The following is a 15,215-nucleotide window of genomic DNA, read 5'->3' as shown; positions in this document are numbered from 1 at the left end:
AACTTGCCAAAATCCTAAAAAACAACTAAATTTAGGCTCCAAACATTTTACTTCACAGGAAGTTTTATAATGAAAGAAGGTATCCACCCTAATTATCAACCGGTCGTGTTCGTCGATGCGAATACGGGTAAAGAATACATCACCCGCTCCACGAAGTCTTCCGCCGAAAAGAAGACTATCGATGGTGTTGAATATAGCGTAATTTCCTTGGAAATTACGGCTGATACCCATCCGTTCTGGACGGGCAAGCAGCATCGCGTGGATACGGCTGGCCGTATCGACAGCTTCAACAAGCGCTATGGCGGCGGTGCTAACATCACCTCTGCAAAGCGTAAGACTCGCAAGGCTGTGCCGGTCAAGACTGAAGAAGAAGCTTAATCTTCTAAAGCTTAGGGCCTCCCTAATTAGGGAGGCTTTTGTCTTATTAACCCTAGAGGACGCAAAATGAAAAAGAAACTTAGCATTTGTGCTGCTGCAATCATCGCTCTCGCCATGACCGGTTGCGAAAAGACTGGTACTATTGAAGGTGAAGTTTGCGATGCATTCACCGGTAAGCCGCTGGAAATGCCGACCGTCGGTATGGACTCCACGATTTACACCACCCTTTCCAAGAAGTATGAGTTCAACCAGGAACTCCGCAAGGGTAAATTCAAGTTTACGAAGGTTCCGGTAGGCTCCTATAGAGTTTATGCAGGCCGTTCCAAGTACGTTAAGACTCGCATGAGAATCGAGACGACGGAACAGAATCCGAACGCAAATATTCGTCTTTACATTTACAACTCCCAGGTGGAACCGGGTTTGTACCAGGGCACTCCTGAAGGACCGCTCAAGATTTCGAACCAGTGGGTTGTCTATTCTACCAACTGCGATGAATCCATTGTAGGCTACCGCTTGACGATGCCGTTGCAGGTTGAAAACGCTACTGCAAGCCTTGCTGAAAAGATTGGCGTTCCGCAGAAGAAGGGCTAGTAGAAGGGCAAGAAGGCCTAGCCAGCTCCAGCTCCGGTCGCAGCTAAGGTTTCGAACCTTCCGGATCCGCGTGTCGTCGAAGGCAAGTTCGAAGTCTTCTATCGCAATGCCTCCTCTGTGACTTCTCCGCTCATTGCTAAGACTTACCCGGCTGTTGTCGCTTCCATTGCATCTCATAAGGACTGCAAGGGCTTCGGCGCTGGCGAAACGAACGGCGTGTTCCCGGTTAAGGACAAGGGCACAGACCTCAAGGTCGAATACGTTGCTGAAAACCTCTTTAAGATTACGGGCGACCTTCCGAAGGGCAAGCAGATTATTCAGCTCTCCCAAGACGGAAAGACTCTCCAGACGTATTACTTCGAAGCCAAGTAATTCTTGATTTTCGAAAGAAATTGAAAAACGCACGATCGCAAGATCATGCGTTTTTTTTTGCTTTTATATATTATCTATTATAGATTTATATTCCAGCTAATAATGATTCATTGCAGATACGAAGGAAAAAAATGAAAGGACTCACTTCAATACGTACAGCTCGCTTAATTGCATCTCTTATAGCGATTCTCGGAATGTTCTCTTTTGCGGTTGAACGAGTGCTTACGAAGGTTTGCATTATGGCGAAAAGCGGAGTGCAGATGGGGCTTGCTCGTTATACGAATTCGTTTACGGGACGATTTGCCGCTGAAAACTTTTCGGATGACAAAAAGCTTTTGAGCGTTCTCAGAAATGCAAAGGAATTGCTGCCGGTTGCAGATGAGGCTTTGCTGGTTTTGTTTATTGTTAGCATAGTTCTCTTTGTGATTGCAGCATTTGGATTAGCGTTTCCGAAACCGTTCTGTCGTGTACTCGTGGCCGTGAAACTGCTTAAATGGCAAGATGGAGGATTGTTGAAAGATGCGTCAATCTTTGGATCCAGGGAGTCTAGTTCGAAACCTGTGAAAAAGTTCAAGGATTTTTGCAGAAAGGCTCTGGCAGCTGCTAAAAAAGTACAAATGAAATATTGGATTTTTATAGGGGGCGCTTTTGTTTTTATAATGATTCTTATTTTCGGTGTGCGCGGTTGTTCTACGGGGAGTGTTTTTGGTGGATCCCAAGCTTTAACAGATGATCTCACGGAACAAGCTTCATTTTATATAAGTGCTCAAAAATCTTACTTTGCTAAGAACAAAGCCGTGGGTGGCCCTAAGGCTTTGCAGATGCCGGATTCACTTTCGACCGATTTCTTTACTTATCGGGTGACAGGGAGCCGCTTTGTGGCGACGTTAAACAAGAATATCAAGGATTGCCCTGCCGGGAGCCGTTGGACTGTGAGTGCAACGACGAAGGGATTTTTTACTGTAGATTTGATATTGTCCCGTGTAGCTCCCAAAGACTCAAACTGTGCTTTTATAGCTCCGGATTTCAAAAATTTGGGTAGAAAGTAAACTGTCCTCAGATTCCCAAATCTCCAATAACGAATGACAAATAACTAATGACTAATAACCATTTCCTAAAGCCTAACCCCTAAAACCTACAACCTATTTTCTATATTGCACATCTGTATATCGACTAGAGGTGCTAGATGGCAAATATTGTAGATGGTAGTGTTTTAGATAAAGAGTTGAACCCGGAACAGGCGGCTGCCGCCAAAAAGATTAACGGCCCGATGCTGATTCTTGCCGGTGCAGGTTCGGGAAAGACGCGTTGCATTACTTACAAAATTGCTCATCTGGTTTCGTTCCATAACGTAGAATCCAATCGCGTTTTGGCCGTGACGTTTACGAACAAGGCTGCCCGCGAAATGAAGGACCGTATCCAGAAACTTTTGGATAGTCGCTTGCCGTTCATGTGGATGGGCACGTTCCACTCCGTGTGTCTCAAGCTTTTGAAACTCTGCCTTGCAAAGGATTTTGTGATTCAGGCGCTTGGCGGTAAATGGTTCGATGCGAACTTTTCGATTTATGATGATGATGACCAGAAACGCATCCTCAAGGAAATTTTGAAGGACGATCTGGGCGATGATTACGATGCTGCGGAACTGAAAAAAGTTCACGGTGCGATTTCGCGTTACAAGAACACGATTTTGTACAAAGGCGACAAGGCAACGTTGCAGACTCCGGATATCGCGATGTTGAATGCGGAATTCGCCGATCAAGAACGCTATGCCCGTTATTACGCCGCTTACCAGAAAAAACTTGCGGAATCGAATGCGATGGACTTCGACGACTTGCTTTTCAATACGGTCAAGATGTTGCAGATGGTGCCTAGGTTGGTCGAGTCTTTGAGACGTCAATTCCAGTATGTTGTGGTAGATGAATACCAGGACACGAACGATGTGCAGTACGAACTTTTGAAGTTGCTCATCAATCCGGAAACGAAGAATGTAACGGTGGTGGGCGATGACGACCAAAGTATTTACGGCTGGCGTGGTGCGAACATCAAGATTATCCGCAACTTTCACCGCGATTTTGCCCCGGTGACGATTGTCAAGCTCGAACGCAATTATCGCTCGACGGCTAACATTGTGAAGGGTGCCGGTTCCGTGATTGCGCATAACATCCGTCCTGCAGAAATGCAGAAGAACGTGTATTCCAAGGAAGATGCGGGCGAATTGATTCATGTTCGCTACTTTGAAGATGACCGTTCCGAAGCTTCAAACATAGCTAAGACAATTGCACAGGCGGGGCCTGATTTTTATGCAAAGACGGCTGTTTTCTATCGCACGAACGCGCAGTCCCGTGTGCTTGAAAAGGCGCTCAACGATTTGCGAATCCCGTCGGTGATTTTTGGCGGAACGAGGTTCTGGGACCGTAAAGAAATCAAGGATGTTTTGGCTTATTTGCGCGTGCTCGCGAACGAAAAAGACGATGCCGCGTACTTGCGCGTAATCAATACGCCGCCGCGTGCCATCGGCAAAACTACAGTCGAAGGCGTTCTTGCGAAAGTGAAAGCGGGTGAGGGTTCGCTATGGGATAACCTCTTGGCCGAAGCGAACGGCACAAGCCGTGGTGCTCCGAAGCTGAAAGGCTTTACCGACCTTGTCCTTCGCTGGAAAAATATGATGAATTCGGGCGAAACGCCGCTCCCGATTCTTGCCGAGACGATTATCAACGAGACGGGCTATAAAGATTTCTTGCGTAAGGAAGACGAAACTACGGCTGACGAACGCATTGCAAACTTGGACGAAATGATCAACGCTATTCGCGAATTTGACGAAGACCATCCGGGGGCGACTCTCGATGCGTTCTTGCAGGATATTTCGCTTTTGACGGATGGCGACAAGAAGGTCGATACGTCGAAGGGCCTTGTGACGCTCATGACAATCCACATGGCGAAGGGCCTTGAATTCAATACGGTCCACCTTGCGGGCTGCGATGACGAAATTTTCCCGCTCGTGCGCGGAACGTCGATGCTATCAATGGCCGAAATCAACGAGCAAATGGAAGAAGAACGTCGCCTGTTCTATGTGGGCTGTACCCGCGCCGAAAAGAAACTTTATCTGTACCATGCGGAACGTAGGTTTTTCCAGGGAAACATTCGTCCTTTTGCTCCGTCTAGGTTCCTCAAGGAATTGGACCCGTCGGTTGTGGACTTTACGCCGTGCTTGAATACGCGTCCGGGCGTGCCTGATTTTGTAGGCAATACTCGTTCTAAGCCGTCTTATGGTTCTTACGGCTCGTCAAGTTTTGGTTCCCGTCCGTCTTATGGTGGTTCTTCGGGATCTTTCGGAAGTTCTCGCTCATCCGGAGGCTCTTACGGCAGCAATTCGTATGGCTCGCGTAGCGGTTCCGGCAGTTATGGCGGAGGCTCGTACGGTTCTCGCCCGGCGGCGGTGCCTGCGTCCATCAAGAAAAACGATAAGCACATTGTTTATCGCAATCCGATTAAGGTGGCTTCGCCAAAGCCTGCTGCACCAAGCGGTCCGCGTGTAGTCTATGATGAATACAGCCAAGTTGCAAATCAGAATCCGTATCACGTCGGAGCACGAGTGCGACATTCCAAGTACGGAAACGGCGTTATCGTCAAAGCTTACGGCAGTGGCGACAATGCTCGCGTCGATGTGCGCTTTGACCGTGACAGCATGAACCGCACCATCATCCTCAAGTACGCCGCATTGGAAATAGTTGGGTGATTGAGGTGTGAGGTCGGCGCTAAAGCTCCTCTGTGCACGCTTCGCTTCGAGCTTTCCTATTTTGATTGCGCTCATACCTCATACCCCAAAGGGGCGCAAGCCCCGAGCCCATACCATAAAGCACCTTTAGGGGGTGCGACCTCATTTCCTGTTTGACCGGGAATCTTTTTTGCATGTAAATTTTCATAAAAACGCTTGGCGTTGTTTTTGTGATTTTGTAAATGATATTCAGAGGTCTTAAAGCTTGTAATACAGAAAGTATGGTGAATATGAAAATTTGTAAAATGGATAAGTTTATCATTGCGATTGTCATCGCATGTGTCGCCTTTATTTTTTCAGGTTGTAATGAAGAAAAGGGGCTGGTAGAAATTTCAAGTAGTTCAAATGGATCCGAGAGTAGTCAAGACTCGTCAGAGCATGATTATTATAACCGTGGTTATGAAGGTTCTGGTCTTTTTTTCGGTGATCAGGTTAGATGTGATATTTTAGTTGCTCCTAAAATAAAGGGCTTTGTTAAGAAGCCTTCTGAACGTGATATTAAGATGATAAATAAAAAGGGTGCCAATCGAACTGCTTCGGAGATTATGAAAATTATTCGTCAACGAACACCGGGGCTTCGCCATGTTTATGAAAAGTATTTGAAAAAAAATTCTGAACTTCAAGGCAAGATTACCTTAAAATTAACAATTGCTGCAGATGGCGAAATTTCTGACATTTCCATCGTTTCCTCAACAACACAAAACAGCGAATTTGATGCCGAAATACAACAATTAGTAGGCAGCTGGGGGTTCCGCAGGGTAAAATCGGGTAATACAACTGTCATCATCCCATTTACTTTTTTTGAATGAAATTTGCTTGCTAACTTTGTAAATATGAAAATTTGTAAAATGGACAAGTTTATCATTGCGATTGTCATCGCATGTGTCGCCTTGGTATTTTCTGGGTGTAATGAAGAAACTAGCCGACAGATGGAGTCTAGTAATTCGACCGTAACGAAGGAATCGGTAAAATCGCAAAGTAAAAATGAAAAAATAAATTGTTGTTTCAGGGAAGGTTATGATGTAGGGGAAAACTCTATTTTCGATTGTTATTCCCCTGGAATAGAGTGTCTCCTAGACAATCGACCTAAGAACATTAAGTATAGGGGCCATGTTAAGATTCCGTCATTAAGTGATATTAAGGTGAAAAATAAAAAAGGTGCCAACCGTTCTGCTTCGGATATTATAAAAATAGCTCGTAGGCGTGCACCAGGACTTCGTCATGTTTATAACAAAAATTTGAAAAAAATTCCAGGACTCCAAGGTGAAATAGCCTTAAAATTCACAATTGCTCCCGAAGGTAAAATTACAGACGTTTCCATCGTTTCTTCTACAACACAAAACAGCAAATTTGATGCCGAAATACAACAATTAGTAGGCAGCTGGGTATTTTTCAGGGTAAAATCAGGTGAAACAACCGTCACAATCCCATTTACCTTTTTTGAATGAATTTTATTTGCAAACGGTTGTTTGTAGAACAACCTGCTACTCGGTCATGTCAATCCAAGCAAGCTTGGTTGCCGCGACGCTTGTGCAAACGGTTGTTTGCAAAATGAACGATTGACAATGTTTCCTCTTGCTTTTCTTGAATAACTTTGTTAGATTATAATCAACAGTTCTGGTGAACTGACTTTATTATATCGTTATCTATATCCTTTCTTATATCGTTTGCTATATAAACTTGTCTCTAAAAAAGAGAAAGGATTTTTATGGAAGAAAAACAGGCGGCAAAAAAGCCTCACGATGCTTTTTTCCGTTGGCTATTTGCAGATGTTAAGCATCTCAGGTACTTGCTTGAACTTGCTGGTAAAATAAATATTGATGTGGGGGAGTTCCTCGCTGCGGTAAATTTGGATACGCTAGTCCGCATTCCGGATTCGTATTCCGAAGTGTACGAAACGGGTGACGCGGATTTGGCTTTCCGAGTGAATGTCTTGACGGGTGCGCCCGTGTTTGTGGGCATCCTTGTGGAACACAAGTCCGGCCGCGACGCCAATATGTTCAACCAGCTTGCGCGTTACATGCGTTCCGTGATGAAGCGCTTTGACGAGGGCCGCCTATTCGACGGCCTCCCGACCATGGCGATGATCTTCTACAACGGGCGTGAAAACTGGAACCCGCTAGAGTTGCTTGAAAAGGACTATCCTGCATATTTTCATGGCATGGTTTTGCCGTTCCGCTGTGCGTTCGTGAACATGTCGGACATTCCGGACAGCGACTGCCTTGCTTGCGAAAATGCCGCAACAGGCCTCGGAATCGCGGCGATGGCGCATGCTTACGACAAGGATGCCTTCCTTGAAGTGTTCCGTCAATTCAAGCCGAGATTGCGAAAAATGCCCAGCAACGAGCTCTCTTGTTTGCTCGAAAAAATAAGTGTATATTTGACGGAGTATCTCGGTAAAGAAGTTATGAAGGAGTTGAACATGGCATTTAAGAGCATTGGACAAAAGTACGGATTCGTCAGTGCCGGCGATGTTTACCGCCAGAGAATTGCCGATGCGCAAGCCAAGGCGAAAAAGCTGATTAACGAAGAACGTCAAAAAGCCGAGAATGCAGAAGCGGAATTAGCTCAGAATCGAAACGATACTGAAGCCGTTTTGCGTGAAATGGGCATGTCCGATGAAAAAATTGCTGAAATGCAGGCCAAATTAGAGGTACTTCGTCAAAGTAGACAGTCTCATGGATAAAATTCTGAAGGAGTTGAACATGGCATTTAAGAGCATTGGACAAAAGTACGGATTCGTCAGTGCCGGCGATGTTTACCGCCAGAGAATTGCCGAAGCCGATCGAAGAGCCGAAGCAGAACATCAAAAAGCTGAAATTGCTGAAGCGGAAAAGCTCAATACAGCCAAGAAACTGGTGTGTGACGGTGTCATTTCTGTTGAGAACGCGATGGCTTACTTCGGCTATTCCAAGGAACAAATTCTAGCGGAAAGGCAATAATCGGTTGATTCTGAAAGTTATACTTATTTTTAGGAAATGGCTTTCTGAAGGAGTTGAACATGGCATTTAAGAGCATTGGACAAAAGTACGGATTCGTCAGTGCCGGCGATGTTTACCGTCAGGAGATTGCCGATGCGCGCATCGAAGAGCAAGCCAAGGCGGAAGCAAAATTAGCGCAGAATCGTGACGACACTGAAACTGTTTTGCGTGAAATGGGAATATCCGATGAACAAATTGCAGAAATGGAGGCTAGGCTTGAAGCTCTTCGTCAAAGTAGGCGTTCCAGATAAAAAATGAAAAATTAAAGATGAAAAATTAAAAATGAAATTTTTATTCTTAATTCATAAATCCTAATCACCAACCACTAACCACTAATCACTAAAATTTTCTATCTTGCATTCCGTAAAAAAGAGGTTTTTTATGCTTGAACGTGAAGAAGTTTTGAAGCTCGCGAAGTTGTCTCGCTTGAGTATTGCAGAAGAAGATATTCCGTCTATCAAGGGTCACCTGGATAAGATGCTCGACCATCTCGAAGCATTGAAGGCTTTGGACCTTTCGAACGTGGAACCGATGACCGCTGTCGAAAACGGCGCGACCATCCTCCGCGAAGACGTGCCGGTGCAGGGCTTTACGCTCGATCAGGCTTTTGCGAACGCTCCGGCGGTTGAGAACGACCATTTTGCCATCCCGAAGGTGATGTAGTCGGAAATTGCCGCGTCGCTGCACTCCTCGCAATGACGAGTTGTCTTCGCATTGAGTGGGGCTTTGTAGTCGGTTCAATTCGCGTCTCCGCGCATTACCTCGCTATTCAAAATTATGGTCAGTTGCATTGTTCCTGCCCGCATGGGCTCGTCCAGATTCCCGGGAAAGCCTCTCCTGAAGCTCAACGGTAAGGAGATGATTGTGCGTACCATGGAACGGGCGATGCTTGCCGGTTGCTTTGACCGCATTGTTTGTGCGACGGACTGTTCCGAAATCGAAGCGGTAGTCACGGCGGCGGGCTTTGACTGCGTGATGACGGGCGAATGTGCGACGGGGTCGGACCGCGTGGCGGAGGCCGCCAAAAAGCTCGGTCTCGACTTGGTCGTGAATCTTCAGGGCGACGAACCGCTTGTGGAGCCTTCGGTGCTTCGCGATGTTGCGCAAGACCTCTCGGAACACCCCGACTGCTGGGTGACGGTGGCGTGCCCGCTCAATCCGTCAGAAGCAGAACTCAAGACCGTCGTGAAAGTGCTCGTTTGCGATGGTGTGGCTGTCGATTTTACAAGGTCGGTTGCCCCTGCAGAAGCTAGCCGCTGGTTCCAGCACCAGGGCATTTACGCTTACTCCCGCGAGTCGCGCGAAGAGTTTGCGTCGCTTCCGCAGAGCAAAATTGAGCTGGAGCGTTCTTTAGAACAAATGCGAATTCTTGGACGTCGTCCCATCCGCATTGTCAAGAGCGCTTATCCGAGCATCTCTGTGGATGTCCCTTCGGACGCAGAGCAGGTTGAAAATATTTTATTAGATCGTTTGCTATATCCTTTGCTAGATGAACCTTTAAGAAAAGGCAATGAACGTATCTGAAAAAAGAATAATCAAACTTGCAATAATCCTCTTTACAATTGGTCTTGTTTTCCGTTATTTCCCTTGGGGGCTCCCGTCTATCGAAAGTTTCGAGGTGGGGGAGGCTTTTGTTGTCGCGAATGCGTCATCGCCGCTGCTTGAAAAAGATGTTCCCGATACGATAGCTAGTGCGGATTCTGGAGACGTTGTAAATAAAATAAATACCTCTACAGAACTTGTCCAGACGATTGATCAGGCGGGGGCGGTTCAATTTGAAAATCACCGAAAACCGAAGAAAAAAGTCGTGTTGCCGCTTCATATTAACACGGCGAGTGTCGATGATTTATGTGCGTTAAAAGGGGTAGGACCGAAGCTTGCCGAGAAGATTATCGAGCGTAGAAACGCTGCCGGACCGTTCAAAGGCCCCTCAGACCTTAAAAAAGTGCATGGAATTGGAAAGAAAAAACTTGAAAACATGTTACAATCGATAATTTTTGATTAGTTTTAGGATATAAAACTTTACATAAGCATTTTTATGAGTGAAACGAAGTTATATCTAGGAATTGAAGTTAGCGACACTTCTATGAAAGTCGCCCTTGTGGATGCGTCCGCAAAAAAGGTTCTCAAGGCTGCAGTCCTTCCGACGGAGTGCAACCCTGTTTATGACATCTTTCTTTTCGAAAGTACGCTCCAGCAGTGGGTTGATGATAATAAGATCGAAAACATTGAAGCTACGTCGGTTACGATGCCTGCGACGATGTCCATCATTCGCAAGGTTTATGTTCCGCCTGAGGCTGTTGCAAGCAAGGATCAGTATTTGGACTGGTATTTGGAACTGTTTACCAATGCCGAATCAAGTGCTTATATCGTTGATTCCAAGACGTTAAGTGGCGATGATTCGTTGGGTTACAACGAACTTGTCATGGCGGTCCGCAAGGAATGGGTTGATGCTCTTCGCAAGGGATTCCGTTCTCGTGTGCTTTCCCCGAGGTCTATGGAAGTCGATGTGCTTTCGTTGATGAACGTGATGGATGTTGGCGAAAAAATCAAGGATGCCGTTTGCATCGTGAAGGCGGACTTCTCTGGCGTGACGCTTGTCTGGATGCGCCGCGATGAACTTTTAGCATTGCGTTGCGTATCGACTCTTTCGATGGTCGGTAAGACTGAAGACGCTGCTTACCCGATTCTTGCCAATGAAATTGTCGAACAGATGAAACTGGTCCAGTCCGAGAATGCTGTCAAGGGCGTGACTGATGTTCGTTTGTGCGGTGAAATGGCTTCGAACGAACTGTTTGTAAATATCCTTATGGATAAGCTTCCTGAATACCAGGTTTCGCTGGTGACTGGTTTGTCGCAGCTTCCGTCTGACGAAAGCGTGAACCCGGTTGATATGATTTGCTGTGTCGGTGCTGTTGGTGCAGCATTGAATTTGGTGGAGGGTCTATGATTCACATGAACCTTATTGCAGTGGCTGAAAAGAACGCCACTTTGGGTAATTTGTCGCAACACTTGCATGTGACGAATGTGGTGGAAGTGGAGCGCCGCCATAAGAAGAAAGTTTTGACTATTGCAGTTGCGGCTGTCGTTATCTTTGCTGCTTTTAGCATTTTCTTGAAAGTTGCTGGTATTCCTGCTGCGTTGGATGGCGTTTTGCCGAATGCTTATGTGGATTTGATTGGTGCTAAGAAGGCTGCTCCGACAGCCCCTGCCGGTCCGACTGCCGAACAAATTGCCGAGCAAGAACGTTTGGCTGCACAGAAGCGTGCTGCGATGCCTGTGAAGGAACTTGTCGGCGAGATTAGTCCGCAAGCGTTGTTTAATAACAAACGAACGGACTATGATAATTATCTCCCTCTTGAAAAACTTTCGTTCCAAAAGACATCCTTGTCGCAGTTCATGTCGTTCCTCAATACGGCTGTACCGGACGATATCGGCTTCTCTGAAATAGTTTATCAAGTTCCGAACTACTACTATTTGCGCGGTGTTGCGATGAAGTCTTCTTCTCAGCATTCGCTTATGGATAGACTCAAGGCTGTGTCTATGGATCTCAAGTCGGATATCTCTTCTGAAGCAGCGACGGAAGTTTCCGCATTTGGTAAGTTCTCTGTTCCGCAGAAACGCCTTGATGCGGTGCGTCAGTTTGTTCCATCTGCAGAAATCGCTGCTGAGATAAAGGCGGTCAAGGCTTTGGGCACTGCAAATAAAGTCGTGCTGAAGGGTTTTGAAAAGCCTGTAATCGAGGATTTCGGTGTCTATAAACGTTATGCGTACTTTGTGACGGCGACGACAGACTTTGCCGATATGCTGAACTTCTTCAACGCGTTCGCAGAATCCCCAATCCGTATGGGTATTCCAAAAACGTCTCTCAAGTTCTCAAAGAAGTTTATGCTCGCATCGATGCGCATCGAAATGTTCGTTCTCCGCTAGTATGCCGATACGTATCACTGGTGGTTTGTTGCGGGGACGTAATATAGAGTCCCCGGACTCCATGAAGACTCGTCCAACAGCTTCCCGTACAAGGGAAGCTCTCTTTAATATATTGCAGGGAGTCGAAGGATTCCACATGCTGGATTTGTTTGCCGGGAGCGGCATCATGGGACTTGAAGCGATTAGTCGCGGGGCTGTAAGCGTGACTGCGGTAGAGCTTGCTCGTCCGCAAGCGCGGATGATTGAGCGTTCGTATAAGGCCGTTGGCGTTTTTGACAAACTTAAATTGTTAGAAACAAACGTGCTTACGCTCAAGAAAGAAGTTCTTTGTGCGGAAGAAGGCTTTGACTTAATTTATGCAGACCCTCCGTTTAAGGATATGGACTACCCGGACTTGCGACCGTTCATCGAATGGCTAAATCCCGGCGGAGTCGCTGTGTTCGAGGCTCCGAGCCGTAAGTTGCCCGATTGGGCCACAGAAGAAGGTTTTCAAGGTCAGGTCCGCCGCTACGGCGAATCGTCGTTGATAATTGTTAGGGGTTAGGTTACAGGTTGTAGGTTTTAGGACATATTACGCGTTGTTGTCTCGGACTTTTCGTCCTGTCATGCCCGACTTAATCGGGCTTCTCTAATGTTTGTAAACCATTGACCAATGACCAATGACTAATGACCATTGACCTTTTTCTAAAGCCTAATCCCTAAAACCTATTGCCTAATACCTCTTTTTCCTGCTTGCTTTTTTGTAAATTTTAACCATGGAGCGGAACTTGAACACACTCAAAAATGCAATCGCGGAAAAATTGCTTGAAGGGAATCGTTGCGGACTTCGCGTGGCGGTTTTTGCCGGTTCTTTCGACCCGTTTACCGTTGGGCATTTGGACCTTGTGAAGCGTGCCGCAATGATGTTCGATTCCTTGTTTGTCGTTGTCGCGCAGAACGCAAGCAAAAAGAACATGTTCGATGCCGAAACCCGCAAGGCGATGGTGGAGGAGGCTGTCTCAGGAATTCCGAACGTTTCGGTTGCTGTTCACGATGGACTGACGGTCGATTTTATGAAGTCCGTAGATGCTCGTTACCTCGTTCGCGGAATCCGCAATGCGTCTGACCTCGACGCAGAACAGGCGGTCGCATGGAACAACAAGGTCATTTATGGGGTGGGCGATATCGAAACTGTGTTTTTGATGAGCGCGCAGGAACACCTCGCGGTGAGCAGTTCCCTTGTCCGTGAACTCCTCAAGTGCGGTAAAGAAAAATCCTTGGCCGAACGGAAGAATCTCTTGTCGAAATTCGTTCCGAAAAATATTGTTAGAATGCTTTTAATTGCGTATAGGAAAACTTATGAAACCCTTTAAATATTTAACCACACCCTTACGGCTCTTGTTGCTTGTGAACGCGGCTGTTTTCTTGATGGCCTTGTTTGGGAAAGATCTTGCTCTGAATTTGCCGGGAGTCGGTTACGGTAGTTTACGCGAGTATATCGTTTATTTCGGGGCGTTTTTCCCGACGAGTCCGCTCGAAGTTTGGCGCTATGTGACGTATATGTTCGTCCATGTCGATTTTGTGCATTTTTTCTTCAATATGCTTATGCTTTGGATGTTCGGTTCTGAAGTGGCGGAATGGATGGGGACGCGGCATTTTGTTGTCATGTATTTCTTCTGTGGAATTTTTGCGGCCTTGTTCAGTTTCTTTATGTGCTTGCTCGGTCTTACGAACAATCCGATTATCGGCGCATCGGGTGCGTTGATGGGAATCTTTGTCGCCTATTACAAGTTCTTCCCGGAACGCATGCTCCTCATGTTCTTTATCATTCCGATGAAAATCAAGCATGCTATATGGGTGATGATTTTTTTGGATATTTTCTTTGCCGGATCCGGTGACATGATTGCGCATTTTGCCCACTTGGGCGGCGTTGTCGCCGGTTTCATTTATATGTCGATTTACCAGAACGGTTCGAATTTTCTTTACAACTCTCCGTTGTCCGGGTTGTTCCGCTTGTTCTCGAACAATCCTGAAAAATATAATCGGACAAGTTCTTCGCGTTCTTATCAAAGTCGTAGCGAAGAGCCGGAAGTTCTCGAAGGTGAAGTGTTCTACGTTGATGAACAGAAACGCATGGACGATATTCTCAAGAAAGTGGAGCGCGAAGGCGTCCAGTCCTTGAGCGAATCGGAACGTGAATTTTTATTGAAAGCGGGCGACAAGTTGCGTCGCCGTCGCGGAGGATTCTAATGAAAAAAGTACTTGGTATGGGCGCTGCCCTTGTTGATATTTTGGCTAACGTAAGCGATGAATGGATCGCGGCCCAGGGCGTGCAGAAAGGCGGCATGAACATGGTCGATTGGCCGCAGATGGAAAAGTTTTTGGGTTCGCTCGAAAATCCGATTCGCGTTCCGGGTGGCTCGACTTGCAATACGATGGTGGGTGTTGCCCGTCTCGGTGGCAAGGCTGCGTTTATCAGCAAGGTGGGCGATGACGAACTCGGCAAGCTCTTCCAAGCTCATTTGAAAAACAACGGTGTGGAGTCAAAGGTCGGTCTTTCCGAAGCGGCTACGGGTTGCGTATTCTCTGCCGTGACTCCGGATGCCCAGCGTTCGATGTGGACGTATCTTGGTGCTTCTGATTTCCTCGGTTCGGATGATTTTACGCCGGCGCTTTATGACGATGTGGGACTTTTGTATGCCGAAGGCTACCGTGCGTTTAACGGCGAATGCTTCAAAAAATCGTTTACACTTGCCCGCAGTCTCGGTGTCGAAACGGCTCTTGATTTCAGCTCGTTCGGCGTGGTCGATGCTTGCCGCAAGTTGTTCGATGAACTTTTCGAAAACAAGATGATTGATATCATCATCGCGAACGAAGACGAAGCTTTTGCTTATGCGGGCGTGAAAGAAGAAGCTGCACTCGAAGTTTTAGCGAAAAAAGCGAAGGTTGCAGTCGTGAAGATTGGCAAACGCGGTGCCTTGATTGCAAAGGACGGCGTGGTGACTCGTGTTTCTGCGGGGGCTGCAAAAGCAATCGACACGACGGGCGCCGGTGACCTCTGGGCATCGGGATTCCTTTACGGCTACATGAACGGCTGGGACATGGAACGTTCGGGCAACCTCGGCAGCATCGTTTCGAACGAAGTCGTCCAGGTCATGGGTGCGCAAATCCCGGAAGAAGGCTGGCAGCGCGTTCACGCACAGATGTAG

Annotated in this window: 19 protein-coding genes; all 19 read left to right on the top strand. The window is 46.8% G+C overall.

Going from position 1 to position 15,215, the window contains the following annotated elements:
• Positions 1–69: 69 nt before the first annotated feature.
• The 19 genes from IKG78_RS10625 to IKG78_RS10535 all read left to right on the top strand — a co-directional run bounded on the left by IKG78_RS10625 (position 70) and on the right by IKG78_RS10535 (position 15,215).
• On the top strand, positions 70–378 hold the full coding sequence (locus tag IKG78_RS10625; RefSeq protein ID WP_072828269.1) for a type B 50S ribosomal protein L31: 309 nt from the start codon (positions 70–72) through the stop codon (positions 376–378).
• A 66-nt stretch (positions 379–444) separates the two neighbouring features.
• Positions 445–969 carry a hypothetical protein gene (locus tag IKG78_RS10620; RefSeq protein WP_290943173.1) on the top strand — a complete coding sequence of 175 codons (525 nt, stop codon included), beginning with the start codon at positions 445–447 and terminating at the stop codon, positions 967–969.
• 117 nt (positions 970–1,086) lie between these two features.
• Positions 1,087–1,341: a hypothetical protein gene (locus IKG78_RS10615; protein ID WP_290943171.1), complete on the top strand. Its 255-nt coding sequence runs from the start codon at positions 1,087–1,089 to the stop codon at positions 1,339–1,341.
• A gap of 131 nt (positions 1,342–1,472) precedes the next feature.
• Positions 1,473–2,390 carry a hypothetical protein gene (locus IKG78_RS10610; RefSeq protein ID WP_290943169.1) on the top strand — a complete coding sequence of 306 codons (918 nt, stop codon included), beginning with the start codon at positions 1,473–1,475 and terminating at the stop codon, positions 2,388–2,390.
• Between the two features lie 137 nt (positions 2,391–2,527).
• On the top strand, positions 2,528–5,077 hold the full coding sequence (locus IKG78_RS10605) for a UvrD-helicase domain-containing protein (protein ID WP_290943167.1): 2,550 nt from the start codon (positions 2,528–2,530) through the stop codon (positions 5,075–5,077).
• A 284-nt stretch (positions 5,078–5,361) separates the two neighbouring features.
• Positions 5,362–5,925, top strand: coding sequence for an AgmX/PglI C-terminal domain-containing protein (locus tag IKG78_RS10600; RefSeq protein WP_290943165.1), 564 nt, complete (start codon positions 5,362–5,364; stop codon positions 5,923–5,925).
• Between the two features lie 39 nt (positions 5,926–5,964).
• On the top strand, positions 5,965–6,564 hold the full coding sequence (locus IKG78_RS10595) for an AgmX/PglI C-terminal domain-containing protein (RefSeq protein WP_290943163.1): 600 nt from the start codon (positions 5,965–5,967) through the stop codon (positions 6,562–6,564).
• Between the two features lie 260 nt (positions 6,565–6,824).
• Positions 6,825–7,802 (top strand): Rpn family recombination-promoting nuclease/putative transposase, encoded by a 978-nt coding sequence (locus tag IKG78_RS10590; protein ID WP_290943161.1) that lies wholly within the window; start codon positions 6,825–6,827, stop codon positions 7,800–7,802.
• 19 nt (positions 7,803–7,821) lie between these two features.
• On the top strand, positions 7,822–8,058 hold the full coding sequence (locus IKG78_RS10585) for a hypothetical protein (RefSeq protein ID WP_290943158.1): 237 nt from the start codon (positions 7,822–7,824) through the stop codon (positions 8,056–8,058).
• 59 nt (positions 8,059–8,117) lie between these two features.
• Entirely contained in the window at positions 8,118–8,348 is a 231-nt protein-coding gene (locus IKG78_RS10580; protein WP_290943156.1) for a hypothetical protein, read from the top strand.
• Positions 8,349–8,478: 130 nt separating this feature from the next.
• Complete coding sequence (gene gatC / locus IKG78_RS10575) at positions 8,479–8,760, top strand: Asp-tRNA(Asn)/Glu-tRNA(Gln) amidotransferase subunit GatC (RefSeq protein WP_173356903.1); 282 nt, start codon at positions 8,479–8,481, stop codon at positions 8,758–8,760.
• A gap of 114 nt (positions 8,761–8,874) precedes the next feature.
• Entirely contained in the window at positions 8,875–9,621 is a 747-nt protein-coding gene (locus IKG78_RS10570) for a 3-deoxy-manno-octulosonate cytidylyltransferase (RefSeq protein WP_290943153.1), read from the top strand.
• Positions 9,608–10,102: a helix-hairpin-helix domain-containing protein gene (locus IKG78_RS10565; RefSeq protein ID WP_290943151.1), complete on the top strand. Its 495-nt coding sequence runs from the start codon at positions 9,608–9,610 to the stop codon at positions 10,100–10,102. The genes IKG78_RS10570 and IKG78_RS10565 overlap by 14 nt, the downstream gene beginning before the upstream one ends.
• Positions 10,103–10,135: 33 nt before the next feature.
• Positions 10,136–11,047 (top strand): hypothetical protein, encoded by a 912-nt coding sequence (locus IKG78_RS10560; protein WP_290943150.1) that lies wholly within the window; start codon positions 10,136–10,138, stop codon positions 11,045–11,047.
• On the top strand, positions 11,044–12,027 hold the full coding sequence (locus IKG78_RS10555) for a hypothetical protein (protein WP_290943149.1): 984 nt from the start codon (positions 11,044–11,046) through the stop codon (positions 12,025–12,027). Before IKG78_RS10560 ends, IKG78_RS10555 begins: the two co-directional genes overlap by 4 nt.
• A gap of 1 nt (position 12,028) precedes the next feature.
• Positions 12,029–12,571: a 16S rRNA (guanine(966)-N(2))-methyltransferase RsmD gene (gene rsmD, locus IKG78_RS10550; protein ID WP_290943147.1), complete on the top strand. Its 543-nt coding sequence runs from the start codon at positions 12,029–12,031 to the stop codon at positions 12,569–12,571.
• A 223-nt stretch (positions 12,572–12,794) separates the two neighbouring features.
• Positions 12,795–13,379, top strand: a complete 585-nt coding sequence (coaD, locus tag IKG78_RS10545; protein WP_290943145.1) for a pantetheine-phosphate adenylyltransferase — start codon at positions 12,795–12,797, stop codon at positions 13,377–13,379.
• Positions 13,366–14,256, top strand: coding sequence for a rhomboid family intramembrane serine protease (locus tag IKG78_RS10540; RefSeq protein WP_290943143.1), 891 nt, complete (start codon positions 13,366–13,368; stop codon positions 14,254–14,256). Before coaD ends, IKG78_RS10540 begins: the two co-directional genes overlap by 14 nt.
• Positions 14,256–15,215: an adenosine kinase gene (locus IKG78_RS10535; RefSeq protein ID WP_290943141.1), complete on the top strand. Its 960-nt coding sequence runs from the start codon at positions 14,256–14,258 to the stop codon at positions 15,213–15,215. The genes IKG78_RS10540 and IKG78_RS10535 overlap by 1 nt, the downstream gene beginning before the upstream one ends.

It is taken from the genome of Fibrobacter sp. (assembly GCF_017545445.1).
Classification (GTDB): domain Bacteria; phylum Fibrobacterota; class Fibrobacteria; order Fibrobacterales; family Fibrobacteraceae; genus Fibrobacter.
This window is presented reverse-complemented; position numbering and strand designations above follow the sequence as displayed.

Excerpts from the sequence above, each read along its gene's own strand:
- IKG78_RS10620 (WP_290943173.1), top strand. The coding sequence starts at position 445 with ATGAAAAAGAAACTTAGCATTTGTGCTGCTGCAATCATCGCTCTCGCC.
- IKG78_RS10605 (WP_290943167.1), top strand. The coding sequence starts at position 2,528 with ATGGCAAATATTGTAGATGGTAGTGTTTTAGATAAAGAGTTGAACCCG.
- IKG78_RS10600 (WP_290943165.1), top strand. The coding sequence starts at position 5,362 with ATGGATAAGTTTATCATTGCGATTGTCATCGCATGTGTCGCCTTTATT.
- IKG78_RS10570 (WP_290943153.1), top strand. The coding sequence starts at position 8,875 with ATGGTCAGTTGCATTGTTCCTGCCCGCATGGGCTCGTCCAGATTCCCG.
- IKG78_RS10560 (WP_290943150.1), top strand. The coding sequence starts at position 10,136 with ATGAGTGAAACGAAGTTATATCTAGGAATTGAAGTTAGCGACACTTCT.
- IKG78_RS10595 (WP_290943163.1), top strand. The coding sequence starts at position 5,965 with ATGGACAAGTTTATCATTGCGATTGTCATCGCATGTGTCGCCTTGGTA.
- IKG78_RS10610 (WP_290943169.1), top strand. The coding sequence starts at position 1,473 with ATGAAAGGACTCACTTCAATACGTACAGCTCGCTTAATTGCATCTCTT.
- rsmD (WP_290943147.1), top strand. The coding sequence starts at position 12,029 with ATGCCGATACGTATCACTGGTGGTTTGTTGCGGGGACGTAATATAGAG.
- IKG78_RS10590 (WP_290943161.1), top strand. The coding sequence starts at position 6,825 with ATGGAAGAAAAACAGGCGGCAAAAAAGCCTCACGATGCTTTTTTCCGT.
- IKG78_RS10580 (WP_290943156.1), top strand. The coding sequence starts at position 8,118 with ATGGCATTTAAGAGCATTGGACAAAAGTACGGATTCGTCAGTGCCGGC.
- IKG78_RS10585 (WP_290943158.1), top strand. The coding sequence starts at position 7,822 with ATGGCATTTAAGAGCATTGGACAAAAGTACGGATTCGTCAGTGCCGGC.
- IKG78_RS10540 (WP_290943143.1), top strand. The coding sequence starts at position 13,366 with ATGAAACCCTTTAAATATTTAACCACACCCTTACGGCTCTTGTTGCTT.
- IKG78_RS10535 (WP_290943141.1), top strand. The coding sequence starts at position 14,256 with ATGAAAAAAGTACTTGGTATGGGCGCTGCCCTTGTTGATATTTTGGCT.
- gatC (WP_173356903.1), top strand. The coding sequence starts at position 8,479 with ATGCTTGAACGTGAAGAAGTTTTGAAGCTCGCGAAGTTGTCTCGCTTG.
- IKG78_RS10555 (WP_290943149.1), top strand. The coding sequence starts at position 11,044 with ATGATTCACATGAACCTTATTGCAGTGGCTGAAAAGAACGCCACTTTG.
- IKG78_RS10565 (WP_290943151.1), top strand. The coding sequence starts at position 9,608 with ATGAACGTATCTGAAAAAAGAATAATCAAACTTGCAATAATCCTCTTT.
- IKG78_RS10625 (WP_072828269.1), top strand. The coding sequence starts at position 70 with ATGAAAGAAGGTATCCACCCTAATTATCAACCGGTCGTGTTCGTCGAT.